The following is a 26,619-nucleotide window of genomic DNA, read 5'->3' on the forward strand; positions in this document are numbered from 1 at the left end:
AAGAGAAGAGGAAACAGTTTCAAAATAGATATTTAAGTAAATAAAATGAAAAGGAATTTAAAAAATGTTATAGTTTTTAAATTCCTTTTTTATTAATCAATATTTAATTATAAGTCCATTATAAATAATACATTAGTATATTAAGAAAAAAATAATTTTAGAACTATGTAATATATTGTTAATAAAAAATTTATAATAACTTCCATAAATGGTGTTATAATGTAAAACATACATAGATATTTATAATATGTAGAGTTGTTAAAAATGAATTATATATTATTTATAACTTTACTTTAAACGCTTAAAGGGGTGAGGATTTTGGAGTTTAATTTGGAAAAGAAGAATTATAAGACCATAGATATTTTAAAAATTCCATTTAATGCATCTAAAGTTTATACTATATTATTTTTTATAATTAAGCTTTTAAATGGATTAATTCCTACAATTCAAGTGGTGGTAGTAGGGAGTTTTTTGGATACAGCCATTGCAATATTTAAAAATGAAAAACAATATAGTTCCATAATTGATTCATTAGTTATATTAATAATTCTAATTGCTTATAGTTGGACTTCGGATAAGGTTTTAAAACTTGTGGAATCAAAGCTTGAAATTAGACTTAGAGAGGCTTTTAAATTTAGCATAGTCGAAAAAAGATCAAAGGTTGAATATAAGTATATAGAAAATAGTAAAAGTTGGGATTTAATGTCTAGAGTATCTAAAGATGCTGAAACAAAATCTAAAGATGCATTAGATAATTTATTAACAATGATGGAGATGTCACTTAGAGTTATAGGATTGTTAGTTATATTATTTACTAAGGTATGGTGGACACCAATTGTCATATTGATTATTTCAGTTCCATTATTTAAGCTAGCTTTAAAAGGTGGAAAAGCTAGTTATGAGGCTGAAAGAGAACTTTCAAAGTATCAAAGAAAGTTTGAATATTTAGGAGATGTACTTACAGGAAGAGAAGCTGTAGATGAAAGAAGTTTATTTCAGTATACAGAGGCTGTAAATGAAAAATGGATAGAACAGTATGAAACAGCAAGAAAAATAGAATGTAAAGTGCTTTTAAAATGGTTTGTAAAAATGAAATCTAATGGAGTTATAACAACATTAATTTCAGTACTTATAGTTGTTGTATTTATAAAGCCAGTGCTAAATAAGGAAATTACTGTAGGCTTTTTTATAGCTATATCTAATGCAGTTTTTGGAATAATTAATACGTTATCATGGAGAATTTCATGGAATGTAGATACTCTTGCAAAAAATAAAGAGTATTTAAAGGATTTAACTGAATTAATAAATATGAAAGAAAGTGAAGGAGCTGTAGAAAAACCTTGTAAGAATAGTATAGATATAGAATCACTAGAATTTAAAGATGTATGCTTCAAATATCCAGGAATGCAAAATTATATATTAAAGAATCTTTCATTTAAAATAGATGCAGGGAGACATTATGCTTTTGTAGGAACTAACGGTGCTGGAAAAAGTACAATAACAAAACTTATAACTGGATTATATGATAACTTTGAGGGTGAAATTCTTATAAATAATAAAAGTATAAGAGAATACAGAAAAGCTGATTTAAAGTCAATGTTTGCTATAGTGCATCAAGATTTTTCAAAGTATTTTATAAAAATTAAAGATAATGTTGCACTAGGTAATATTAATAAAATGGAAAATGAAAAAGATGATGAATATATAAAAGATGCTATTAGAACAGTAAAATTAGATGAAGTTGTAAATATTCTTCCTAATAAGATTAATACAGAACTTGGAAAGATTAAAGAGGGGGGAGTAGATCTTTCGGGAGGACAGTGGCAAAGGCTAGGAATTGCTAGAGCAATTGTAAGTAATGCTTCACTTAAAATTTTAGATGAACCAACGGCATCATTAGATCCAATAAGCGAGAGTAATATGTATGAGGAGTTTGAGAAAATAAGTAGAGGCGGAACTACTATTTTTATAAGTCATAGGCTAGGATCTACTAAACTCGCAGATGAAATTTTTGTTATAGACAATGGTAATGTTGTAGAAAATGGTTCACATGATAAACTTATGAGTTTAGATGGAATATATAAAAATATGTATGAAAGTCAAAGGAGATGGTATTTATGATAAATAAGAAAGATATATCATTTTTTACAGTGTTGAAGAAAACAATACCATTAGCCTTTTTCTCATGCCCTGTATATATGATAATTGTTAATATTATAGGGGCTATTAATGGCATTGGTTGGGGAGTAAACACTTATGTAACACAAAGATTTTTTGATACAGTTGAAAGAGAAGTAAATATAGGTGGAAGTTTCAGAAAAGTAATATATGGTGTAATATTATTGGGAAGTGTAGTTATTACAATTCAGGTATTAAATGGTGTATTAATTTTTATGTCTAATAATTTAGGAAAAATAATAAAGGGAAACTTTTTTAAATTAATTAATGCAAAGGCAGCAAGGTTAAATCAACTAGACTTTGAAAATCCCAATTGCTTAGATGATATAAATAAAGCAAAAGAAGGGGCAATGGGAGCAATAGAAACTGTTAGACTACTTTTACTTATAGTCATAGCGTATACTCCATACTTTATATTTATGGCTATATATCTTTATAAATTAAAGCCTCTTTTATCTATATCCATATTAATAATTTTTGTACCAGTTGGATTTACTCAATTTCTTAGGATTAAAATGTTTGGAGATTTAGAAGATAAAGTAGCACCACTAAGAAGACAAACTGAATATTATGAAGAATGTATAGTGGGAAAAGAGTACTTTAAAGAAACTAGAATTTTAGGTGCATTTAATTATTTTAAAAGCTTATATCAAGATGCTTTGAAGAGATTGAATACTGATATATGGAAAACTGAAAAAAGACTAGCACTTATAGAAATATTTATGAGTGTATTAACATTTTTAGGATATGCCGGAGTTCTATATTTATTATTTGATGCATTAATGAAAAAAGAAATATCAGTGGGAGCTTTTGGAGCAGTCTTTGAATCTATAAATGTTATGTTTAGCATGATGAAAGAAGTCATTTACAAGCACATAGGAAATATTACGAAAAAGTTGGGGTTAGTTAGAAACTTTATTAGATTTTTGGACATGCCTGAAAGAATAGGTGAAGATGTAAATATAGATGGAGAAATAGGAATTAAGATAGAAAATGTTTCATTTGAGTATCCATATACTAACAAAAAGAGCTTAGATGATATAAATTTAGAGATTAAAGAAAATGAGACCATTGCTATTGTAGGAGAAAATGGAGCAGGAAAAACTACATTAGTAAAACTTATAATGGGTATTTATATGCCAACAGAGGGAACTGTAAAAATAGGAGATGTAGATACTAAAAAAGCATCTATGAAATCATTATATGAAAATATATCTTGTGTTTTTCAAAAATATCAAAAATACAAAATGACATTTAAGGAAAATATATGTATTAGCAATACAATATGTGATGATGATTATAATGAAAATAATTTAGCAATTGCTATATGTAAATCAGATTTAGATATAAATGAAAGAAGTTTTCCAAATGGATATGAAACAATGCTTTCAAGAGAGTTTGATGGTGTAGATCTTTCTGGTGGACAGTGGCAAAGAGTTGCTATTGCAAGAGGATTTTATAAAAATCATAAGATGATAGTTTTAGATGAACCAACAGCAGCAATAGATCCTGTTGAAGAAACAAAAATATATAAAAAGTTTTCAGAAATGGCTAAAGGAAATACAGCAATAATAGTTACTCATAGATTAGGCTCAGCTAAAATTGCAGACAGAATAGTAGTTATGGATGATGGAAAAATATCAGAAATAGGAAGTCATGAAGAACTAATGGAGAGTAATGGGAAATATAGAGAAATGTATGATGCACAAAGACAATGGTATGTAAGAGAAGAGGAAACAGTTTAGTTTTAAAATATGCAAAATAGAAAAGAATCTAATAAGTAATTAAAGCTTTTTAGATTCTTTTTTTATTATGTATATATTTTTTTATCTTTTAAAAACAGGAGAAATGACTTTAAACATATCTTCTTTCGATTTTAAATTCAATTGCTTTTTCAATTTCATGAAGCATTCTGTCATCTTTAGGATCTACAAAAAGACAAGTGTATCCTTTTTCACCAGCTCTTCCAGTTCTACCTATACGATGAATATATGATTCAACACTTTCTGGAATGTCATAGTTGTAAATGTGAGTTACGCCACTAACATCTAAACCACGAGATGCAACATCTGTAGCTATTAAATATTGAATATCGGCATTTCTAAAAGCTTTCATTATTCTTTCACGTTTAGCTTGTGGTACATCACTATGAAGTTTTTCACAACGGAAACCATTTTTAGCAAGAGATAACTCCAGGTTGTCGGCTCTTCTTTTAGTTCTACAAAATATTATTGACATAAAAGGATTATCTTCTTTTAACACAGTACATAGTGAATCTAACTTTTGTCTATCTGTAGTTTCAACTACACTTTGCTTAATATTAGTAAGAGTAACTTCTTCTTTTTTCACTGCAACAACTATTGGATCATTCATATATCTATATGCAAGTTTTTTTACTGCTGAATCCATAGTTGCAGAAAAACATAATGTTTGATGTTTTTTAGAACACTCTTTTATAATTTTTTCTACTTCATTTTTAAATCCCATAAATAACATTTGGTCAGCTTCATCTAAAACTAAAGTCTTTAACTTAGAAAGATTTACAGTTTTCTTATCAAGATGATCTAACAATCTACCAGGAGTTGCAATAATTAAATGAGTATTTCCTTTAAGTTTTTTTAGTTGAGAACCTATGTCTTTTCCACCATATAAAGCTAATATATTTATATCTTTAGCACATTTCAACTTCATAGCCTCTTCTGTTATTTGTATTGCAAGTTCTCTTGTAGGAGTTACAATAAGCCCTTGGACTTCATTTATATTTGGAGATATATTTTCAAACATAGGCAGTAAAAATGCTAGAGTTTTTCCTGTACCTGTTTGAGCTTCAGCTATAACATCTTTTCCTTCTTTTATGAATGAAATACTTTCTTCTTGTATAGGTGTTGGATTTGTAATACCAGATTTTTTTAATATATCAATAATATCATTATTAATTCCTAATTCTTTAAAATTCATTATTTCTTACCTTTCGTTTATAAGATAAAATTAAAACCTTTTTAATTTTATCTTTATTTACAGTTTTAATATATCTAAGTTTTTATTTTCACATCTATTAATAATATCACAAGGTGATAATTAATACTAATATTTATTATTTATTATTAAATAAATTATTATAATGGTATTTTACTATTTAAAGGAAAAATAATTGTAAAAAATGTATAATATACCTTGTAAAGTTATTGTAAGGGAATTAAGTTATAAATAATGTTGAACCTATGGTTATTTCTATAGGATAAATGTGAAAATACTTACTGAAATAGGGGGAATTATGGATAATATTAAAATTTTACTAGTTGAAGATGATGAAGCTGTTGCCTTAGGCATTGAATATAATTTGAAAAATGAAGGGTTTCAGGTAGCATTAGCTAAAAATATGGCTATGGCTCAAAGGTTATTTAGTGAAGAATTTAAACTTATTCTTTTAGATATTGGATTACCAGATGGCAATGGATATGAGTTTTGTAAATATGTAAGAGAAAAGAGCAAGATGCCAATAATATTTTTAACAGCATTAGATGAAGAGGTTAATGTAGTATTAGGATTTGATCTTGGTGGAGATGATTATGTCATAAAACCATTTAGAATAAAAGAACTTTTATCAAGAATTAAAGCTGTACTTAGAAGAACAAATAACTCAAATAAAACAAAACTTATTTCTGGAGATATAGAAGTAAATAGCTTAAGTGCAAAAGTGTACAAGAATAAAAAAGAAATTACTTTAACATCTGTTGAATATAAATTACTTTTATATTTTATGTCTTATCCATGCAAGGTCATTTCTAAAGAAGAAATTCTACATAGACTTTGGGATATTCAGGGAGATTTTGTAGATGAAAATACACCAGCTGTATATGTTAGAAGACTTAGAGAAAAACTTGAAGATGAACCATCAAAGCCTAAATTTTTAGTAAATTTAAGAGGGTTAGGTTATAGATGGAACAAAAATGTTATAGAGGAGTAAAGTGCAAAATGAAATATACATATAAAAATAATTATTTAAAATTTAACTTATTATGGAGTATTGTTGTAGCACTTTTAATGATTATATTAAATATTAGTATTGATATTAGCTTTGAAAAAATTAAACAAAATTATATAAATGAAAGTTATGCAATAATAGGTTCATTTTATAATAGACAAGCTATGGAAGAAGACACCATAGCTAAAATTTTCACACAAGGTGCTAAATATGGGGATTGTGAAAAAGGAAAGCAAATTTTATCTTCTTATGGTTATAAAGAAAATATGGATATTAAATTGTTACCAAATATAAATAAATCTTATAAAACATTAAAATTACATATCAATGCTTTAGTGATTAGTTCTATGTTTATATTATATTTAATTGTACTTATTTTTTATAAAAAGATTGTTAGTTATATAAAAATGATAAATAAGGGAATAAAAAATGTAGTTGAAGGAGACTTTTCTTTAAGATTTTCATTTATGGGGGAAGGTGTGTTTAGTGTACTTTCACATAATTTTAATCAAATGGCAGAGAGATTAGAAAATGCAATAAATCAGCTTAACAAAGAAAAAGTATTTTTGAAGGATACCTTAGTAAATATATCCCATCAGCTTAAAACTCCAATAACATCTATGAGTTTATTTACTGAAGTATTAAGTAATAACTCTTCTATGGATAAAGGTGATGTAGAAAAAATAGCTTATAAGATGAGGAGTTCTGTGTATTCTATGGAATGGCTTATAAGAAAATTATTGAAACTTGCTAAAATTGAAGGTGGAGTTGTTGAATATAAAAAGATAAACAGTAGTTTAAAAGAAACTATAGAAAATGCTTTGGAGCCTTTGTTAATAAGTATTGAAGAAAAAAATTTAAATTTACAATTAAAGCTTCAAGAAGGAGTATATCCTCATGATAAGGGATGGACCAGTGAAGCTTTAACTAATATAATAAAAAATTCTATTGAGCACATAAGTGACTATGGTGAAATTTCTATTTGTTATGAAAATAATTCTATTTATCATAAAATTAGTATAAGTGATAATGGGACTGGAATTAATAAAGAAGATTTACCACATATTTTTGAACGATTTTATAAGGGGAAAAGCAAAATAAAAAGAAAAGATTCTATAGGCATAGGATTGGCTCTTTCTAAGAGCATAATAGAAGGTCAGGGAGGGTTTTTAGAAGTAGAAAGTATAAAAGATAAGGGAAGTAAATTTATAGTTACCTTTCTTACAAATTTGTAAGAAAGGTATTTATCTTATAGTAAGAATTAAAGTGTATATTTATAAGTGTAGAGGAAAGTGAGGGGAAGTAATGTGAAAAGCTACATAGATATAGCTAATAAATATTTTATGAAAAATAAAAAACGGAGCATGCTTAATATAATTGCAATAATAGTAGCTATTATGTTCATAAGTGGTACTGGGCATATAATTTATTCTTCTCAGCAGAACATTATTAATATGCTAAGAGCTGATGGAGATTACCACGTTAAATTTGAATTAGATGAAAAGGAAAAATATGAAAATATTAAGGCGCATGTAGTAGTAGATAAGTCAACTTTTCGTCAGAAAGTTGGAAATGTAAAACTAGGAGAAAAAACATTAGTTATTAATGAAATAAATAGTGATAAGTTTAGTTTATTGGGTGTAAGGGTGGAAGAAGGGAGATTTCCGGAAAATTCCAATGAAATAATATTAAGTGGAGATTTTAAAGAGAGTGATACAAAAAAGATTGGAGATAAGATAACGGTTAAATTATTTCATGGAAAAAGCATGGAATATACTGTTGTAGGTTTTTCTCAATGTATAAATAGACCGTTTTTAGAAATATTTGATGCATATACTATTAGTAAGAATATAGTTATGGATAATGTAGAAGTTTATTTAAAATTAAAAGAGGTAGGAAAGCTAAATGATAAAATAGATAAATTAGTTGAAGATTTTAATATAAAAAGTGATAAAGTTTTTAAAAATGAACCACTTTTAAATGCAATAGGTGAAGGAAGAAGTAAAAGTGCAATTATAGATTACATTACTTTTTTTATGGTAGCTATTGTTGTAATGATTGCAACGTTAATATTTATATATAATTCATTTAATATAGCTACTATGGAACGAATGAAAGAATACGGGTTAATAAAGGCTATAGGTGGAACTAATAAACAAATTAGAAGAATTATAATCAAGGAAACTTTTATAATTGGATTAATAGCACTTCCCATAGGATTAATTTTAGGTGTTATAGCAAGTTCTAAACTATTTAAAACATTTAACAATTTAATTTTAAATAATACACTTACTGTAAAAACATATTTTTCTCTAGAAAGTATTTTAATAGCAATATTAATTACTTTCATTACATTATATTTATCAGTAATTTCAGTGCTAGGAAAAGTAAAAAAAATATCACCATTAGATTGCTTTACTAATAGGAATTGTGAGATAAAAAAACTTAATAATAGAAAAATGAATTTAAATAGTAAAATTTTTAGCATTGAAGGAATTATTGCAAATAGAAATATAAGAACCAATAAAGGACGATTTAAATCAACAGTAATTTCAATTGTAATATCAATAACAATTTTTATTACATTTAGCAGTTTAGTTTGTAATATAGACAAGCTACCATATGAGGCTTTTCCAATAGATAAGAATATGGCAAGGTATAATCATTATTTTACTAATATATATGATGATAAAAATAGTATGAAAATTATAAAAAGAAATAGTGAAGAAATAAAGTTACTTGTAGATAATGCAAAAAAGATTGATGGAGTTAAAAATGTATATAAAATATATGAGGGCATAAAATCCTATACTTTTATGCCTAAAAATAAAGTAATGGTAAAAGGAGATACAATAAGTATAAATGGTTCCCAATATACTAATTTAAAATCAGAAATAGTGCCTATTGATTTAGAAAGTATTGATGAAATTTCGCCATATCTTTTAAATAGTTTTAATAATAAAGAAAAAATGAAAAAGGGAAAAGGTGTCTATATTACTCAAGTAAGCTATGAACAAGACATGAAAAATTTAGGAAATATAAAATATAATAAGAAAGATATTACAAAGTTGAAGGTTGGAGATGAAATATTAATTGATACATCAAATTTAATGAGCACTAATAAATTTGAAAGTAATAATAGTACAGTAAATGAAGTTATGAAGGTAAAGGTTTTGGGCATAGTTAGAGTAAATCTTTTTGATAAAGAAAGCATTGAGAATGCTTATCCAACAATATATATGACTACAGAACTTTATAATGATTTAATTGAAAAGAAACGCATAAATTCAGTTAAGGATAATGAAAAAGACGTTAATAAAAAGTTAGAATTAGATAGGCTGCAGCCAGCAGAAGTTAAGGGTATGGTTGTAAGTTATAAAGAAGATTTAGGAAATAAAAAAAGAGGTGATATTGGAAAAACATTAATGGATAAGTGGAACGAATATATTGAAAATGAAAAAATTAGTAATATGGATAGTGAAAACTTTAGTAGCAATACAATTTTTACTGATGTAGATGACAAATATATTAAGTTTAGTAAACTATTTTATTTTAGTGTTATAGCATTTATAACTATTATAAGTATGGCAAATGTGTTTAATGTAGTAAATACTAATGTAACCTTAAGAAGTAAAGAACTAGAACTTTTAAGTGTTGTTGGGGCTTCAAGAAATAGCATAAATAAAATAATGTATTTAGAAGGAATTTTGTATTCTGTTATAGGAATAATATATGGAGCTATTATTGGGGGAATAAATTCTATATTCCTAAATGTGATGTTTAGAAGTGCACATGATATAGCATATGTGTATCCTTATAAAGAAACTTTAATAAGTATAGTATTTTTTTTAGTGATTGGAATACTTGCAATATATATTCCGCTAAAAAGAGTAAAAAAAGAAAATTTATTAAAACATAAAGAAAAGTAGTTTAGGGGGAAGACAATGTTAATAGTAGAAAATCTTTATAAAACATATGGATGTGGAGATATAAAGGTGGAGGCTTTAAAAAATATAAATCTGACTATTAATCAAGGAGAATTTGTTGCTATAGTAGGAGTTAGTGGCTCAGGGAAAAGTACGCTTTTACATGCTATGGCTGGAATAGATAAGCCAACAGAAGGTAATGTAATTATTGATAATGAAAATATATATGATTTAGATGTAGATAATCTTGCAGTTTTTAGAAGAAGAAATATAGGATTTGTATTTCAATCATTTAACTTAATACCTGTTTTGACTTTAGAGGAAAATATAGAACTACCTGTATTATTAGATCATGAAAAACCAGATAAGTATTACTTAAATGAATTATTAAATTTATTAGAATTAAAAGATAGAAAAAATCATATTCCATCTCAGCTTTCAGGAGGACAACAGCAAAGGGCTGCTATAGCAAGGGCGTTGATATACAAACCTTCAATTATATTTGCAGATGAGCCAACAGGAAATCTTGATAAGGAAAATTCAAAAGAAGTAATGGAACTACTTAAGTTATCTTCTAAGAAATATAAACAAACACTAGTTGTGGTAACTCATGATTTAGAAATAGCATCAGCGGCAGATAGAATAATTACACTTTCTGATGGAAAGATTATAAGTTGATTTTTATAGAAGTTAGTCTTAAAAGACTAGCTTTTATTTTTATAATTTAACTTTTAATCTTCATATTTTCATATGTATATAAATATAAAGTAGTTAATATTTATGATAAAATACAATTAATACTATAGGATTTCAAGTTAAAAAATGAAATTACTCTTATTTCAATTGATAAAGATATAGTCGAGTGTTATACACAAATTAGCAATTAACGATGAACAATTAACAATGAAGGATAAAACTGAAGTATCAGTTTTAAAAAAAACAATTTTTATAATGATTTGCAGAGTAAATTAATTGAAAATAATATAAAAACGTAGTTTTTAGGCAGTTCTATTCATAAATATTAAGAACGAAGTGAATAATATTAACCAGCATTGGTAATTGCTAACTGTTAATTGATAATTGGTTCCAAACATAACAATGGAATAAACTATAAGATAAGTAATATCATTTGAGAAAGCTATTATTTTCAAATTAAAATAAGATGTTAATTTTGGTGTTTTAAAATGGTGGCTGAGAAGTTAGTTTTGGCAGCTTTTTTTATAGATAGAAATATGAAATAGAGGTAATAAATATGAATAAAACAATTGGTGTTTTAGCACATGTAGATGCAGGAAAGACTACGTTTTGTGAGCAAGTTTTATATCACACAAAATGTATTAGAAATAGAGGAAGGGTGGATCATAAGAATACACTTTTAGATAGTCATTATATAGAAAAGGAAAGGGGAATAACAATTTTTTCTGATCAAGCTATGTTTAATTATAATGAAAGTAATTATTTTTTAGTAGATACTCCAGGACATATAGATTTTTCATCAGAAATGGAGAGAGCAATTCAGATTATGGATTATGCAATTATTATAGTTAGTGCATCTGATGGAATACAGAGTCATACAGAAACTGTTTGGAATTTACTAAGAAAACATAATATACCAACATTTTTCTTTATAAATAAAATAGATATTCCTCATGTGGATTATAAAAATATAATAGAAGAAATTAAAAACAACTTAAGTTTAGATACTCTTTTTATAAAGGATAGTTTAAAAGATGAACAATTAGATAATGAAGTTGTTGAATTTATAGCAGAAAGAGATGAATTAATATTAGAAAGATATTTAGAATGTGAAGTGAAAAAAGAAGAATGTATAAAAGCTTTGAGGAAAATGATAAAAAATAATTTAGTTTTTCCTTGTTTTATAGGTTCGGCACTTCAAGATATAGGAATATATGAATTTATAGATTCATTAGATATTTTAACTTATACTAACTACAATGAAGATGAGTTGTTCAGTGGAAGAGTTTACAAAGTTAAGTATGATGAAGATAAAAATAGAATTACATATATTAAAGTTCTTAAGGGAAGATTAAAAGTAAAAGAAGAGATTAGTGTTAAATGTGGAAATAGTAATAATTTAAATAAAATAAATCAAATAAGAATTTATAATGGTACTAAATTTAAAGCAGTAGAAAGTGTGAAAGCTGGTGAATTATGTGGCATTATTGGAATTCAAAATGCTATAGCTGGAGATGGATTAGGTGAGGTAAAAGAAAAGGTATATAGTGATATAAAGACAACTTTAAAATCAAAGGTGTTTTATGATGCATTACTAAATATAAAAGATGTTTTAAATATTTTTAAAATTTTAGAGGAAGAAGATCCAAATTTAAATATAAAATGGGATGAACATTTAAAAGAATTACATGTAAATATTATGGGAACTATACAACTTGAAATATTAAAAGATATTATAAATGAAAGATTTAATATGAATGTAGATTTTGGACCATGTGAGATTTTGTATAAAGAAACTATAGAAAATGAGAGTATAGGATATGGACATTTTGAGCCCTTAAAACATTATGCAGAAGTACATCTTAGTATAAAAAATGGAGAAAGAGGATCAGGAGTTGTTTATGAGAGTAAATGTCATAGTGATGATTTAACCGCAGGTAATCAAAATTTAGTAGGTACACATATACTTGAAAAGGAACATAGGGGAATTCTTACAGGTTCACCATTAACAGATTTGAAAATAACATTACTAACTGGTAGAGCTCACAATAAACATACTTGTGGTGGAGATTTTAGAGAAGCTACATTAAGAGCATTAAGACAAGGGTTAGAAAAAGCAAATAATATTTTATTAGAACCTTATTATAATTTCAAGATAGAGGCTGAAATGGATTATATGGGAAGAATAATAAGTGATATACAGAAATTAAATGGGATTTTTGAATCACCTGATATACAAATGGACAAAGTAGTTATAAAAGGAAGAGGGCCTGTTGCAACATTTATGGATTATGGAAAAGAACTTATAAAAGTTACAAAAGGAAAAGGCAAGATTAGTTTTAATTTTGCTGGTTACGATGTGTGTCATAATAGTGAGGAAATTATAGAAAAAATAAATTACAATAAGGATGCAGATATAGAGTATACATCCAGTTCTGTGTTTTGTTCTAAAGGTCAAGGATTTATTGTAAAGGGAAATGAAGCAGAGAATCATATGCATTGCTTGAAATGATATAGTATGTAACTAATTTAACATTTTTACACATAATGGTATATACTGATTTATAGGAAGCGAAAATTAGTTAAAAACTAGTTTTTTATAAAATATTATAATTTGTTTTAAAGGCAAACAAAATATTGTAGAGTGGATTTCAATCCATGGGGATATTCAACATCAACTATTATTGTTAATTTTTGATTAGTTGAAAATATATTAATAGGAATAAATGGTAACTGTATATTTGTCAATTGATAAAGAGGTTATTTTGACTTTGATACGATATATAAGGAAGTGAAAGGATATGCTTATAGATTTAGCTAAGTACGGTAAGAAACTATACAAACATAATGAATTTAGTAGAGAAGAAATTATAAATTATAGTGAACGTAAGTTTAGAAGCACAATAAAGTATGCTTATAGAAATAGTGAATTTTATAAGAAGTTATATTCTTCAAATGGAATAGAATATGGAGATTTAAGCAATATAAATATTAGGGATATTCCTATCATTGATAAAAAATATATTAGAGAAAATTTTTATGATATAGCAGTAAGCAATATAGCTAAAGACAAAATTGAAAATGCTATAAAGGGTGACAGCTTATTACCAAGAGTAGGAGAAAAATATATTGTCCATACATCGGGTAGTACAGGAATTCCTACTAATTTTTTGTATAATAAGAGAGCATTAATGATTCTTGAATCTAACTTTGTGAGATTAACATTGCAAGGTGGAGAAAAAAAATTAGGATTAAGTGATTTTCCTTTAAGAAATCTTTATATAGCACCAGTGGGAAGTGGATATGCGTGTACTGCACTTGCTATATTTGGAATGCAAGAATATAAATGTAAAAGTGTTGTTATAAATGCACAAAAACCATTAGATGAATGGGTAAAACTTATAAAAGATTATAATCCTACTTATTTGTCAGGTTATCCATCTTGTTTAAATTTAGTTGCATCATTAAAGGAAGAAGGAAGAATAGATATAAAACCGAAGAAAATAATCACTGGTGGAGAATCTTTAACAAAAGAAGCTAGTGAATATTATAAGAAAGTGTTTGGTGCAGATGTAATTGATTATTATGGTTGCACTGAATCTATTTTTATAGGAGCAGGTAGTAGCTTTTATGATGGAATTTATCTTTATGATGATTTAAATTATACTGAAGTAGATGATAGTAATAGATTAATAATAACACCATTATATAACAGAGAATTTCCACTTATAAGATATAGATTAAGTGATATTGTAGATGGATTTACAAAAGAACAGTTTGGTAGTCTTCCATATACTCATATGAACAAAGTTATGGGAAGAGAAGAAGAAATTATGTGGTTTGTAAACTCAAAAGGAAAAAGAGATTTTCTTCATCCATTATTTTTAGATGATTTAGATGTTAAAGGAATAACAAAATATCAATTTGTACAGAAAAGCATAAATTATTTTGAAATAAGATGTATAACATCAAGTAGGGCAAATGAAAATTTAGAAAAAAGAGAAATAGAAAATCAAATAGATAGATTTTTAAGTGCTAAAGATTTAAACAATGTAAAATATAATATAAAGTTTGTAGATAAATTACAGGTAAATAAAAATACTGGAAAAACTAAGATAGTTATAAAAGAAATATAAAAGAAATGGAGTTGTGATATGTTTTAACACAACTCCGTTTTTTATGTGTTGAAGAATTGTTTTATTATATTTTCAGATTTTAATGAAGTATTTATGATAGTTTGTGGGAAAAAGTGCTTTGGTAATAGTTGTTGATATAATGAAGAGGAAAAACGTTCATCTATTAAAAATATAATTCCTTTGTCATCATCACTTCTTATAACTCTTCCAGCTGCTTGAATTACTTTGTTTATTCCTGGAAAAGTATATGCATAATGAAATCCATCACCATTTTTACTATCAAAATGATCCTTAATTAAATTTTGTTTTAATGAAAGTTTAGGTAGTCCTACTCCAACGATAATAGAACCAATTAAAGAATCTCCTTTTAAGTCTATACCTTCTGAAAATACTCCACCAAGAACACAAAAACCTATTATGTTTTGTGTTGTATTAAACTTATCAATAAAATTTAGTCTTTCATCTTCAGTCATAAATGTATCTTGCATAATTATATTGTTGTAATTAAACTCTTCAGTCATTAAATTATAAATATCTTTCATATATTTATAAGAAGGGAAAAATACCATGTAATTTCCTTTCTTTATATTGAAGGTAGTATGAATATAATTACAAACTTTTTTATAATTTGCTTCACGTTTTGTATATTTTGTGGAAACATTATTAGCTATAATAATTTCTCTATTTTTTGTATCAAATGGAGATGTCAAAGTAAGATTATAATCACCATCATCAAAAGCTAAAAGTTCTTTATAATATGGCATAGGTGAAAGAGTTGCAGAAAATAATATAGTAGATACTGCATTTTTAAAAGAAATTTTAAGAGCTGAACTAGGGTTTATACAGAATATATTTATTGTAAGTTCAGAACTAGTTTTTTCACTATAGCAAATATAATTTTCATCAAAAATATCATTTTTTTTAAGGAAATCATTAATTTTGAAATATAAATCTAATACATTATCTTTAAAATTAATATTATCTTTAGCAAGATAAGTTGTCATAGCATCAAAAACTATGTGCAAAGATTTTATAAGTTCAGTTGGGACAGAATCAAATATATAAAAGTTATTTTCTTCATTATATTTTCTAATTTCAATCATTACTTTATTTACTTTATCCAATTTTTTATAAAGTGAAAAGTCATCATTTTTTATAATTTTCTTTAAGTTTAAAAATTCACTTTTAGAAAGTGAAGAAGAATACATATCACGAGCTCTATCAACTAAATTGTGGGCTTCATCAATTAGTAATATGTTTTCATTTTTCTTTTCATTAAAATATGTTTTTAAAGATACTTGCATATCAAAAACATAATTATAATCACATATTATAAAATCACAATAACTTATTAAATCAAGAGATATTTCAAAAGGACAAACCTTATGCTTCATACTATAACTATTTATTATTTCTTTATTTATGTTATCTTCGTTTTCAATAATATCTAGTATAGCATTATTAGCTCTATCAAAATGTCCTTTAGCAAATTCGCAAATAGTAGGATCGCAATTCACATTTTCTTTAAAACATATTTTTTCCTTTGCTGTTAAAGTTAAAGTTTTTAACTTTAAACCTTGATTTCTTAAAAGATTTATAGTATTTTCAGCTATAATTTTAGTACTACTTTTTGCCGTAAGATAAAAAATTCTATTACCTAGTTTTTGTTCTAAAGCCTTTAATGATGGAAACACAGTTGAAATAGTTTTACCAATTCCAGTTGGAGCTTCTAAAAATAATTTTTTGTTATGTTTTATTGTTTGATAAACTGTTACAGAAAGCTCTCTTTGATTGGGTCTATATTTTTCAAAGGGAAATTTTAAAATCTTTATAGAATTATTTCTTAAATTTTTAAAATTATAATCTAAAGTTAAAAATTTGAAATATTTATCAATAGTACAAAAAAAGAAATCTTTAAGATCATCAAAAGAAAAAATTTCACTAAAATCTTTTGATAAAAATGTATCTCGATTTACATATATAATCTTAATAGTTACTTTATCAAGATTATAGAGTTTACAATACATATAACCATATATTTTGGCTTGGGCTATGTGAAGTTCATTGTATATTTCAATAGAAAGTATATCTCGTGATGTACTTTTGATTTCCAAGATTTCAGCGTAGTTATCTTTTGAAATTACACCATCAATTCGACCTTCTAAAAAAATATTTAAACTTTTATAACTAAAAGTATCTTTAATTGGAACTTCTTTTAAAAATTCTTCTTCTTTTTCTTTATGTTCATTTTCATATTCTTTTTGAATGTTTTTATGTATTTTAGTTCCTTCAATAGCAGAACTAGAAGATACATACTCACTATTTAAGTCACCATATCTATAAACAAATTCTACTAGGCTTCTTACAGAAAGCTTAGCACAAGTATTGTCATTATCCAAAACTTAACCCCATTTCGTATAAAGATTGTAATATAATAATATTTTATCAAAGTAGGATAAGTTTACAAGGGAGAATTAAATATATTCGTCACTTGTTATTTTATTAAATATGTTTTAATATAGAATTAACAAAGAAATAAATGTAAGTATGGGAGCAAAAAGCATTTTGCTGAGAGGAAATTGTAGATATTTCGACCGTTGACCTGATCTGGATAATGCCAGCGTAGGAAATCTTAAAGTATATTAAGAATATTATGCTCCTTATCAAGTTTTGGTAAGGAGTTTTTTTATTAAAAAAAGAAAGAGGGATGTTTATGAAAAAGGTACTTACAATAGCAGGGTCAGACAGTAGCGGGGGAGCTGGAATTCAGGCTGATTTAAAAGCGTTTTCAGCAAATAAAACTTTTGGAATGAGTGTTATAACAGCAATAACAGCACAAAATACTATGGGGGTAACGGATATATTTGATATTCCAGAAAGTACTGTAGAATCTCAAATACGAGCTATATTTGAGGATATTGAAGTGTCAGCTACAAAAATAGGAATGGTATCTAATGAAAGAATTATAATAAAAATAGCAAGTGAATTAAAAAAATATAATGCAGAGAATATAGTTGTAGATCCAGTTATGGTATCAACAACAGGATATGATCTTTTAAAACCGGAAGCTAAAAAGGCTCTTATAGAAAATTTACTTCCAATAGCAAAAGTTTTAACACCTAATTTAAGAGAAACTGAAGTTTTATGTGATATGAAGATAGATACTATAGAGGATATGAAAGAAGCAGGTAAAAAAATCCTTCAAATGGGACCTGAATATGTATTAGTAAAAGGTGGTCATTTAGAAGGTAATTGTATTGATGTTTTAGTATCAAAAGATAATATAGTGGAATTAGTAGGAGAAAGAATTAACTCTAAAAATACACATGGAACAGGATGTACTTTATCATCAGCAATAGCATCAAATTTAGCAAACGGATATGATGTTTTAGAATCTGTAAGACTTGCAAAAGAATATATAACAGGTGCAATAAAAAATAGTTTTGATGTAGGACATGGTAGTGGACCTGTAAATCATTTTTATAAATTTTATTAAAGAATAAAGTTATTTGAAAGGTAATAGGGATAATTATGATAAATGAATTTTCAAAGTACATAAATGTAGTAAGAGAAAAGAAACCGTTGGTTTATCATATAACCAATGCTGTAACAATAAATGATTGTGCTAATGTAACCTTAGCAATAGGTGCATCACCACTTATGAGTTTTTGTGAAGATGAACTAGAGGAAATTTTAAGTTTTGCATCAGCATTAGTTATAAATATAGGAACTATGGATAAATCAATGATTAATATAGTGAAAAAGGCAGGGATGATAGCAAATAGATTAAAAAAACCTGTAATTTTAGATCCAGTAGGGGCAGGTGCAACATCAGCGAGAAAGAAACTTTTAGAAGATTTAGTTAAAAATATTAAGTTTGATGTAATAAAAGGAAATATGGCTGAAATAAAAAGTATATTGGGACTTAATATTACTGTAAAAGGTGTTGATTCAATAGAAAATATGGAAAATGCAGTAGAGCTAGGAAAAGCATTGTCAGAAAAGTTAGACACAACAGTAGTGATTACAGGAAAAGAAGATGTCATATGTTATAAGAAAAAAGTTGCCAAAATAAATAATGGACATGAGATGATGGCACGAATAACGGGAACAGGATGTATGACAGCATCCTTAATAGGTTCATACATAGGCGCAATTAAGGATGGATTTATAGCTGCAACATTAGGTACACTTTCTATGAGTTTGTGTGGTGAAAATGCTGTTAAAGACTTAAAACAAGGTGAGGGCACTGGAAGTTTAAGAGTAGGTATAATAGATAAACTATCATTGTTAGATGAAAAGCAGTTAGAGATGGGAGATGTAATTTTTGAATAAAATAGATTACTCACTGTATTTAGTGACAGATAGAAATATTTTAAAAAATAGAGATTTGAAAGATGAGGTAGAAAATGCTATTAAAGGTGGCGTAACTCTAGTTCAATTAAGAGAAAAAGAGTGTGGTGGAAAAGATTTCCTTGAATATGCAATTGAAGTTAAAGAAATCACTGATAAATATAATGTTCCACTTATTATAAATGATAGAGTAGATATTGCACTAGCAATAGATGCAGCTGGAGTTCATGTTGGACAAAATGATATTCCAGCTAAAGTAGTTAGAGAATTAATAGGAAAAAATAAAGTATTAGGAATATCAGTGTCAAATTTGGAAGAAGCTAAAAAAGCTGTAGAGGATGGAGCAGATTATTTAGGAATAGGGGCTATTTATAGTACAAGCACTAAAAAAGATGCTAAAAATGTTAAATTAAATATGTTAAAAGAAATAAGAGATAATATAAAAATACCTATAGTTGCTATAGGTGGAATAGATAAGAATAATGCAAAAGAGGTAATAGAATGTAATATAGATGGTATAGCTGTTGTTAGTGCTATACTTTCTGAAAATGATATAGAATTAGCAGCTAAAAACTTGAAAAGCTTTTTTATAAAATAAGAAGAAAAGGGTCAATTTACTGACCCTTTTCTAAATTTATTAAAAGTCCCAGCCATAGTCACATCCACAATCACAGCCACAGCCACAATCATCATCAAATCCTCCGAATAAAAGAAGTAGAATTATTATGCCACAAGGACCTATTACTGGCCAGAAAAATAATAATATAATAAAGAACCAAAGTTCATCCATTTTATAACCCCCATTTAGAAGGAATCTTATAAAATCATTTTGTTTTATTAAGATTCCTAATATAAAAATAAGTTTGTTGTTAATATAATACTAATCTAAACTTTATTATTTAGATTAGTTTATATTCTATATTATGACTTATATATATAAAGGGTGACTTTTTATAACAATAAAGAAAAAAATATCTCTAATATCAAATAAAAGTCACTTTCTTTATATAGTTTTATATTTATTTTTGATTTAATTCAGCAAGACAGCTTTTGCAAATATTTTTTCCTTTATAGTTTTCTACATCTCTAGCATTGCCACAGAATATACATGCTGGTTCATATTTTTTTAGAATTATTTGATCACCATCTACATATATTTCTAATGCATCTTTAATCTCAATATCTAAAGTTCTCCTAAGCTCTATAGGTATTACTATTCTACCTAACTCATCTACTCTTCTAACTATACCTGTTGATTTCATTTTTATCCTCCTAATCGCTACGATAAATTTATAAGTGAAAAAACACTTATAGTATATATTATCAAAACTTACTTATATAGGTGTTAGTTTTGATGTAAAAAATATAAAAAACTTTATAACAGTGGAACTATATTATTAAATTATCCAATTAATCTAAAAATATACATAATGTACAAGTTGTTAAATAAAAAATTTTTACAATGGGGAAATTTTATTTAATTTAAATAAAAAATTTAGAAAAATATATAAAATGTAATATATATGAAATGAGATTAATATCAAAGTATATTATATGTAGAATAAAATAAAAAAAACCTATGAAAAAAATCATAGGTTTTAAATTATCTATAATTTGTAAATTGTAAGTCTATTCCAAAGTCTTTAGATTTTAAAAGTTGTATAGTAGCTTGTAAGTCATCTTTGTCTTTGCCAGTAACTTTTAATTTTTCATCTAGTATTTGAGTTTGGACTTTGATTTTACTGCTTTTAATTTCAGCAACTACTTCTTTTGCTTTTTCTTTAGAAATTCCATTTATTATTTTAGCAGTTGTTTTAGCACTACCTAAAGAACCATTTTCAATCTTGCTTATATCTAAAGCCTTTGCTGAAACACCTCTTTTTATAAGTTTACCTTTTAAAACATCTATAACTGCATTTAATTTGTACTCGTCATCAGATACAATTTTAATTTCATCTTTTGAAAGTTCTATAGAAGCTTTACAACCTTTAAAATCATATCTTTGTTTAATTTCCTTTAATGCTTGATTAATTGCATTATCAACTTCTTGCATATCAACTTCTGATACAACATCAAATGAGTAACTACTTGCCATTTCAAATCCTCCTAAATAGTGAACATATATTATATTTAAAATATTATAAACATATACTTTATAATTATACACTAATAAAAAAATAAAACAACATAGGGTTCCAAATTCAAATTTTAAATAATATCTTTATTAAGTGATAGTATTAAGCTTATAGTTTATTCAATTATCATGTTGGAATCCAATTAAAAAGTAAGAGTGAAAAGTGAATAGTGATGGTGAATATTACTCACTTCGTTCTTAATATTTAAAATAGAAATACCTAAAAACTACGTTTTTATATTGTTTTCAACTAATTTGCTTAGCAAATTTAATAAAAAATCATTATTTAAAATTGGAAATCAAATTTTTACATTCACTTTCAACTTTCAATTTTCAATTAAATTAATTAGAATTTTCAATTTAAATAGGAGTAATTTCATTTTTGAACTTGTTTTTCTATATTTGAAATTTATTCTTGAAAATAAACTTTTTATGGATAAATATTATATTAATTTTATTTGAGGTATAAATAAGACATAAAATTAATTTAGTTCGAAATTTATATAAAAAAATGTTAATCTATATATATAAATGTTAATTTTTAATATGACTAAAAAGGGGGAATAGTAATGAATTTTATTGATATGCACTGTGATACTGCAAGTGCACTTCTTTATCAAAACTTAAATTTAAAAGAAAGTAATTTAAAGGTAGACATAAATAAGTTAAAAAAAGGTAATGCATTAGCTCAATTTTTTGCTTTTTTTATAGAATTAGAACATACAGAGGATCCATTTTTAGAATTTAAAAAGCAATATGATAATTTTATGAAAGAAATAGAAATTAATAATAAGGAAATAGAAGTAGTAAGAAGTTTTCAAGAACTTACAAAATGCAATAAAGAAGGTAAAATAGGAGCTTTCCTGACAATTGAGGAAGGCGAAGTTTTAGATGGTAAAATTGAAAGGGTAAAAGAGGCTTATGATTTAGGGGTAAGGCTCATAACACTTACATGGAACTATCCTAATAAATTAGGATATCCAAATTGTGGATTTCAATATAAAAATGAAGGTTTAACTCCAAAAGGAAAAGAGATAGTTGAATATATGGAAGAGCTAGGAATAATACCAGATTGTTCTCATTTATCAGATGGTGGGTTTTATGACTTAGTTGATATATGTAAAAAGCCATTTGTAGCATCTCATTCCAATTCAAGATATGTAACTAATCATCCTAGAAATTTAACTGATGAAATGATAAAAAAATTAGCTGATAAAGGCGGAGTTATGGGATTAAATTTCTGTGCAGATTTTTTAGGAGATTTAGAAGTTTCGAGCATAGATGAAATGATAGCTCATATAAAACATATATATAATGTGGGTGGAATAGATATTTTAGCATTAGGTTCAGATTTTGATGGAATAGATAATGAAGTAGAAATAAGGAATACATCAGAAATGATGAAATTAAGTGATAGATTACAAAAAGAAGGTTTTAAAGATAATGAAATAGAAAAAATATTCTTTAGAAATACAGAGAGAGTTTTAAAAGAGATATTAAAATAATTATGAATAAAAGAGGTAATATATTTTATTTGGCTATAAAATATATTACCTCTTTTCTTATATAGTTATTTATAGTTTGACAAAAACAAGTCTAGCTAAAGCATTGTAATTTATAGATTATATCTAAGACTTTGATCTTATATATAAAGAAAATAAAAATTAAAGATTACATAGATAAATTCTTTCCAATAGGTTTATCTTCATCAATTTTAGCCATGGTTATTCCAGTAAATCCGTATATTATAGATATTATAGGATTTATTAAATTTAAAAAACAAAATGGTAAAAATGCAAAATTTGCAACACCTAATGTTTTGCTCATAAATGCACCACAAGTACTCCAAGGAACAAAAGGTGATGTTATTGTACCAGCATCTTCTAATATTCTAGAAAGGTTTTTAGGTGCTAAATTTCTTTTTTCGAATTCATCTTTATACATTCTGCCACCAATTAGAATTGAAAGATAGTGGTCTCCAGTTAAAAAGTTTAATGTAATACAAGAAACTACAGTTATAAGAACTAAAGAACCTGTATTAACAGCTAATTTTAGAATTTTTTCAGCTAATATATTTAAAAATCCTGCATATTCCATTATACCACCAAAGGACATGGCACAAAATATTAGAGCAACTGTAGACATCATACTTTGGAGTCCACCACGACTAAGAAGTTTATCAATCATAGGTACACCGCTATTAATAACAAAACCATCATTTAGAATTGAAAAGAACTCACCAGGAGCAATACCTTGAAGAAATACTCCTAGAATACAACCAAGTAATGATCCTAGTAGAAGTACAGGAGTAGCAGGTAATTTTTTCGAAACCATTATTAGAACTACAATAGGTGGAATTAATGTTAAGAGACTTAAATTAAAGTTATCTTCAAGTCCTTTTGTGATTAAGTCTATCTGTGAAACATCTAAAGCTTTTCCACTAAATCCAGCACCTAATATACCAAATAAAATCAAAGATATAATAAGGCTAGGACCAGTTGTATATACCATATGTTTTATGTGATCAAAAAGATTTGAACCTGCAACAGCAGGAGCAAGATTTGTTGTGTCAGATAGTGGAGACATTTTATCTCCAAAGTAGGCACCAGATATTATAGCACCAGCAGTCATACTAGGATTAATTCCAAGGCCAGATCCTACCCCCATTAAGGCAACACCTACAGTTCCAGCAGTAGTCCATGAACTTCCAGTACAAACGGAGACAATAGAGCAAATTATGCAGGTAGCAACTAAGAATATGGATGGTGATAGAATTTTAAGTCCATAGTAAATTAAAGTAGGAACAGTACCAGAAGCTATCCATGAAGCTATAACAATACCAATAATCATTAGTATAATTATTGCCTCTAGTGATAAATTTATTGTTTTAACAATTCCTTTTTCTAAATCACTCCATTTAAATCCTACTTTTATAGCCATTAATGCAGCAGCTGCAGCACCAATGACAAGTGGAATATGAGGTGAAGCATCAAATAAGATTATTGCACATCCTAAAGTTACAATTAAGATTAATATTGGAACTAATGCTTCCCAAACCTTAGGCTTAGGATTATTATTCATAAAATCAACTCCCTTAAAATCATTAAAAAATAAGTTTATTTATTTGATTATAATACAAAAAAAATTATAAAATAGGATGAAATGTAAAAATTTACAAAGTATACAGTTTGTTTATATAATAAATAGTTTGTATAAAATTTAAAAAAATTAATACTTTATTAAAATAACTCATTACAACAATAAAGCAAAAATATAAGTATTTTGTAAATTTACATAAATACTCTTTAGAAATTTGATAAAAGTGGTAAAATGATATTATATGTTTTTTATTATGATTAAAACTTATTAAATACAATAAATAGGAGGAAGCTAGTGTTAGAGGATAATTTTAAAAAAAATACTGATAAGTATGATGAAAAAGTTAAGAAATATAATAAAACTTATAACTTTATAGGAGTAATGAGGCTTATTATATTTTTATGGTCTGTATTTTTTACTTATGCAGCATTAAATATAGGTATAAATACATTTTATAGGATAATAGCAGTAGTAAGTTATATAGCATTTATTATTTTAGTTATATATCACAGGAAAATAAGTGAAAAATTATCATACGCAAAAGGTATGTATGAAATAAATAAAGATTATATAAGTAGAATTAATGGTGAATGGATTAATTTTAAAGATATAGGGGAAGAATTTATAAATAAAAATCATCAATACTCTTATGATTTGGATATAGTTGGTAAAGAATCTCTATTTCAACTTGTAAATACAACAAATACTTCCATAGGAAGAAAAACTTTAGCAAAAACACTATTAAATCCACTGTGTAACAAAGAAGAAATCTTAAGAAGACAAGAGGCAATAAAAGAATTAAAAGATAATTTAGAGCTATGTCAAAACATAGAATATTGCACAAAAGATTTAAAGGGAAAATTAGAAAATGAGGAAAAATTAATAGAGTATTCTAGAAAAAATGATAAGCTTACAAATTCTAAAATACTTCAAAAAATTATATATATACTACCAATGATAACAGTACCTTTATTACTATTTGTATTGATATTTAAAGTTATAAATTTTTACAAAGTAATGATTTTAATCTTTGCAATACAATTATTTATATGGTCAATAGGACTTGCAAAAATAAATAATAGTTTTGATGAAATAAATAAATTTAAAGATGGTTTTGATAAATATTATAAAATTCTTAAGTTATTAGAGAAGGAAGAGTTTAAATGTGAAAAGTTAAAAGAAATAAAAGAAATATTATTTAGTAAAAATAGTGATTCTTTAAGTGCTATGAAGGAACTAGATAATATAATGATAAAAATTAGATTAAGATTTAATCCTTTTTTATTTTTTATATTGAATGGATTATTTTTATGGGATTATCAGTGTATATTTTCATTAGAAAAGTGGAAAGAAAAATATTATGATAAACTTGAAAAATATATTGTATCAATAGGTGAAATAGAAAGCCTTATGAGTTTAGCTGTACTTAATCATATAAATAAAGATATATGTTATCCTAAAATTAAAGAAGATAAAAGACTAATAAAAGCTGAAAATTTAGGTCATATACTAATAAATCAAAATGCTAGAGTAAATAATGATTTAAATATGGATGATAATATTTTAGTTATTACAGGTTCTAATATGTCAGGAAAAACTACATTTTTAAGGACAATTGGAATAAATTTAGTTTTAGCATATAGTGGTGCACCTGTATGTGCAAGTGATATGACTTGCTCAGTAATGAACATATTTACATCTATGAGAATAAGTGATGAACTTAAAAATGGAGTATCTACATTTTATGCAGAACTTGTAAGAATTAAAAAAATAATAGATTATTCTAAAGAAAAGAAAGATATGATATTTTTAATAGATGAAATATTTAGAGGAACAAATTCTAGTGATAGAATAACAGGGGCATTGAATGTTTTAGCTAATCTTAATAGAATAGGTGTGATTGGTTGTATAACTACACATGATTTAGAGTTATGTACATTAGATAAATATAACAGAATAAAAAACTATCATTTTTCTGAACACTATAAGGAAAATAAAATATTTTTTGACTATAAAATGAAAAGTGGAAAGGCTACATCTACTAATGCAAAGTATTTAATGAATATGATAGGCATTGAAATTTTAGAAGAATAGAAACTAAAGTAAAGAATA

Annotated in this window: 19 protein-coding genes and 1 riboswitch; of the genes, 13 read left to right on the plus strand and 6 right to left on the minus strand. The window is 26.0% G+C overall.

The genetic code is table 11. The features are described from left to right. Positions 1 to 318 precede the first annotated feature (318 nt). Together BN346_RS17655 and BN346_RS17660 are read left to right on the plus strand one after the other, a co-directional pair. Positions 319 to 2,121, plus strand: coding sequence for an ABC transporter ATP-binding protein (locus BN346_RS17655; RefSeq protein WP_158644513.1), 1,803 nt, complete (start codon positions 319 to 321; stop codon positions 2,119 to 2,121). Next, positions 2,118 to 3,923 (plus strand): ABC transporter ATP-binding protein, encoded by a 1,806-nt coding sequence (locus BN346_RS17660; protein ID WP_051540490.1) that lies wholly within the window; start codon positions 2,118 to 2,120, stop codon positions 3,921 to 3,923. Before BN346_RS17655 ends, BN346_RS17660 begins: the two co-directional genes overlap by 4 nt. Positions 3,924 to 4,032: 109 nt before the next feature. Here BN346_RS17660 and BN346_RS17665 read toward each other — a convergent pair whose 3' ends face one another. Then, positions 4,033 to 5,136, minus strand: coding sequence for a DEAD/DEAH box helicase (locus BN346_RS17665; protein ID WP_040330357.1), 1,104 nt, complete (start codon positions 5,134 to 5,136; stop codon positions 4,033 to 4,035). Positions 5,137 to 5,452: 316 nt separating this feature from the next. Between BN346_RS17665 and BN346_RS17670 the strand changes: the two genes are divergently transcribed. The 6 genes from BN346_RS17670 (at position 5,453) to BN346_RS17695 (ending at position 14,921) form a co-directional block, all read left to right on the plus strand. Beyond that, positions 5,453 to 6,145, plus strand: coding sequence for a response regulator transcription factor (locus BN346_RS17670; RefSeq protein WP_040330358.1), 693 nt, complete (start codon positions 5,453 to 5,455; stop codon positions 6,143 to 6,145). Further along, a complete protein-coding gene (locus BN346_RS17675) occupies positions 6,118 to 7,398 on the plus strand; it encodes a sensor histidine kinase (protein ID WP_040330359.1) in 1,281 nt (426 codons plus the stop codon). The genes BN346_RS17670 and BN346_RS17675 overlap by 28 nt, the downstream gene beginning before the upstream one ends. A 72-nt stretch (positions 7,399 to 7,470) precedes the next feature. Continuing rightward, on the plus strand, positions 7,471 to 10,092 hold the full coding sequence (locus tag BN346_RS17680) for an ABC transporter permease (RefSeq protein ID WP_040330360.1): 2,622 nt from the start codon (positions 7,471 to 7,473) through the stop codon (positions 10,090 to 10,092). A gap of 15 nt (positions 10,093 to 10,107) precedes the next feature. Further along, positions 10,108 to 10,767: an ABC transporter ATP-binding protein gene (locus BN346_RS17685; protein WP_040330362.1), complete on the plus strand. Its 660-nt coding sequence runs from the start codon at positions 10,108 to 10,110 to the stop codon at positions 10,765 to 10,767. A 574-nt stretch (positions 10,768 to 11,341) separates the two neighbouring features. Further along, on the plus strand, positions 11,342 to 13,297 hold the full coding sequence (locus tag BN346_RS17690; protein ID WP_040330363.1) for a GTP-binding protein: 1,956 nt from the start codon (positions 11,342 to 11,344) through the stop codon (positions 13,295 to 13,297). 289 nt (positions 13,298 to 13,586) lie between these two features. Next, positions 13,587 to 14,921 (plus strand): phenylacetate--CoA ligase family protein, encoded by a 1,335-nt coding sequence (locus BN346_RS17695; protein WP_040330364.1) that lies wholly within the window; start codon positions 13,587 to 13,589, stop codon positions 14,919 to 14,921. A gap of 41 nt (positions 14,922 to 14,962) precedes the next feature. Here the strand turns inward: BN346_RS17695 and BN346_RS17700 are convergent, their stop codons facing one another. Next, positions 14,963 to 17,320 carry a helicase C-terminal domain-containing protein gene (locus tag BN346_RS17700; RefSeq protein WP_040330365.1) on the minus strand — a complete coding sequence of 786 codons (2,358 nt, stop codon included), beginning with the start codon at positions 17,318 to 17,320 and terminating at the stop codon, positions 14,963 to 14,965. Between the two features lie 138 nt (positions 17,321 to 17,458). Then, a riboswitch (TPP riboswitch) is annotated at positions 17,459 to 17,568 on the plus strand. Positions 17,569 to 17,634: 66 nt separating this feature from the next. Here BN346_RS17700 and thiD point away from each other — a divergent pair. Genes thiD through thiE form a run of 3 tightly spaced genes read left to right on the plus strand, consistent with a single transcriptional unit; the run spans position 17,635 to position 19,872 of the window. Continuing rightward, positions 17,635 to 18,417: a bifunctional hydroxymethylpyrimidine kinase/phosphomethylpyrimidine kinase gene (gene thiD, locus BN346_RS17705; RefSeq protein ID WP_040330367.1), complete on the plus strand. Its 783-nt coding sequence runs from the start codon at positions 17,635 to 17,637 to the stop codon at positions 18,415 to 18,417. A gap of 35 nt (positions 18,418 to 18,452) precedes the next feature. Next, a complete protein-coding gene (gene thiM, locus BN346_RS17710; protein WP_040330368.1) occupies positions 18,453 to 19,256 on the plus strand; it encodes a hydroxyethylthiazole kinase in 804 nt (267 codons plus the stop codon). Further along, positions 19,249 to 19,872 carry a thiamine phosphate synthase gene (gene thiE / locus BN346_RS17715; protein WP_040330369.1) on the plus strand — a complete coding sequence of 208 codons (624 nt, stop codon included), beginning with the start codon at positions 19,249 to 19,251 and terminating at the stop codon, positions 19,870 to 19,872. The genes thiM and thiE overlap by 8 nt, the downstream gene beginning before the upstream one ends. 39 nt (positions 19,873 to 19,911) lie before the next feature. On the opposite strand, the gene BN346_RS21800 is transcribed toward thiE, so the two are convergent. The 3 genes from BN346_RS21800 to BN346_RS17725 all read right to left on the minus strand — a co-directional run bounded on the left by BN346_RS21800 (position 19,912) and on the right by BN346_RS17725 (position 21,369). Continuing rightward, positions 19,912 to 20,064, minus strand: coding sequence for a hypothetical protein (locus tag BN346_RS21800; RefSeq protein ID WP_158644514.1), 153 nt, complete (start codon positions 20,062 to 20,064; stop codon positions 19,912 to 19,914). 229 nt (positions 20,065 to 20,293) lie between these two features. Then, positions 20,294 to 20,536: an AbrB/MazE/SpoVT family DNA-binding domain-containing protein gene (locus BN346_RS17720; protein WP_040330371.1), complete on the minus strand. Its 243-nt coding sequence runs from the start codon at positions 20,534 to 20,536 to the stop codon at positions 20,294 to 20,296. 341 nt (positions 20,537 to 20,877) lie between these two features. Beyond that, entirely contained in the window at positions 20,878 to 21,369 is a 492-nt protein-coding gene (locus BN346_RS17725; protein WP_040330372.1) for a YajQ family cyclic di-GMP-binding protein, read from the minus strand. A gap of 608 nt (positions 21,370 to 21,977) precedes the next feature. Between BN346_RS17725 and BN346_RS17730 the strand changes: the two genes are divergently transcribed. Further along, complete coding sequence (locus tag BN346_RS17730) at positions 21,978 to 22,913, plus strand: dipeptidase (RefSeq protein WP_040330373.1); 936 nt, start codon at positions 21,978 to 21,980, stop codon at positions 22,911 to 22,913. 166 nt (positions 22,914 to 23,079) lie between these two features. Here BN346_RS17730 and nhaC read toward each other — a convergent pair whose 3' ends face one another. Further along, entirely contained in the window at positions 23,080 to 24,489 is a 1,410-nt protein-coding gene (gene nhaC / locus BN346_RS17735) for a Na+/H+ antiporter NhaC (protein ID WP_040330374.1), read from the minus strand. Between the two features lie 312 nt (positions 24,490 to 24,801). Here nhaC and BN346_RS17740 point away from each other — a divergent pair, with 312 nt between their 5' ends. Continuing rightward, a complete protein-coding gene (locus BN346_RS17740) occupies positions 24,802 to 26,601 on the plus strand; it encodes a MutS-related protein (RefSeq protein ID WP_040330375.1) in 1,800 nt (599 codons plus the stop codon). Positions 26,602 to 26,619: the final 18 nt, after the last annotated feature.

It is taken from the genome of Clostridium ihumii AP5, assembly GCF_000612845.1.
In the GTDB taxonomy this organism is placed as follows: domain Bacteria; phylum Bacillota; class Clostridia; order Clostridiales; family Clostridiaceae; genus Clostridium_J; species Clostridium_J ihumii.

Coding starts and splice junctions, on each gene's coding strand:
- BN346_RS17695 (WP_040330364.1), top strand. CDS start 13,587: ATGCTTATAGATTTAGCTAAGTACGGTAAGAAACTATACAAACATAAT.
- BN346_RS17675 (WP_040330359.1), top strand. CDS start 6,118: ATGGAACAAAAATGTTATAGAGGAGTAAAGTGCAAAATGAAATATACA.
- thiM (WP_040330368.1), top strand. CDS start 18,453: ATGATAAATGAATTTTCAAAGTACATAAATGTAGTAAGAGAAAAGAAA.
- BN346_RS21800 (WP_158644514.1), bottom strand. CDS start 20,064: ATGGATGAACTTTGGTTCTTTATTATATTATTATTTTTCTGGCCAGTA.
- nhaC (WP_040330374.1), bottom strand. CDS start 24,489: ATGAATAATAATCCTAAGCCTAAGGTTTGGGAAGCATTAGTTCCAATA.
- BN346_RS17665 (WP_040330357.1), bottom strand. CDS start 5,136: ATGAATTTTAAAGAATTAGGAATTAATAATGATATTATTGATATATTA.
- BN346_RS17685 (WP_040330362.1), top strand. CDS start 10,108: ATGTTAATAGTAGAAAATCTTTATAAAACATATGGATGTGGAGATATA.
- BN346_RS17670 (WP_040330358.1), top strand. CDS start 5,453: ATGGATAATATTAAAATTTTACTAGTTGAAGATGATGAAGCTGTTGCC.
- thiD (WP_040330367.1), top strand. CDS start 17,635: ATGAAAAAGGTACTTACAATAGCAGGGTCAGACAGTAGCGGGGGAGCT.
- BN346_RS17725 (WP_040330372.1), bottom strand. CDS start 21,369: ATGGCAAGTAGTTACTCATTTGATGTTGTATCAGAAGTTGATATGCAA.
- BN346_RS17730 (WP_040330373.1), top strand. CDS start 21,978: ATGAATTTTATTGATATGCACTGTGATACTGCAAGTGCACTTCTTTAT.
- BN346_RS17690 (WP_040330363.1), top strand. CDS start 11,342: ATGAATAAAACAATTGGTGTTTTAGCACATGTAGATGCAGGAAAGACT.
- BN346_RS17660 (WP_051540490.1), top strand. CDS start 2,118: ATGATAAATAAGAAAGATATATCATTTTTTACAGTGTTGAAGAAAACA.
- BN346_RS17720 (WP_040330371.1), bottom strand. CDS start 20,536: ATGAAATCAACAGGTATAGTTAGAAGAGTAGATGAGTTAGGTAGAATA.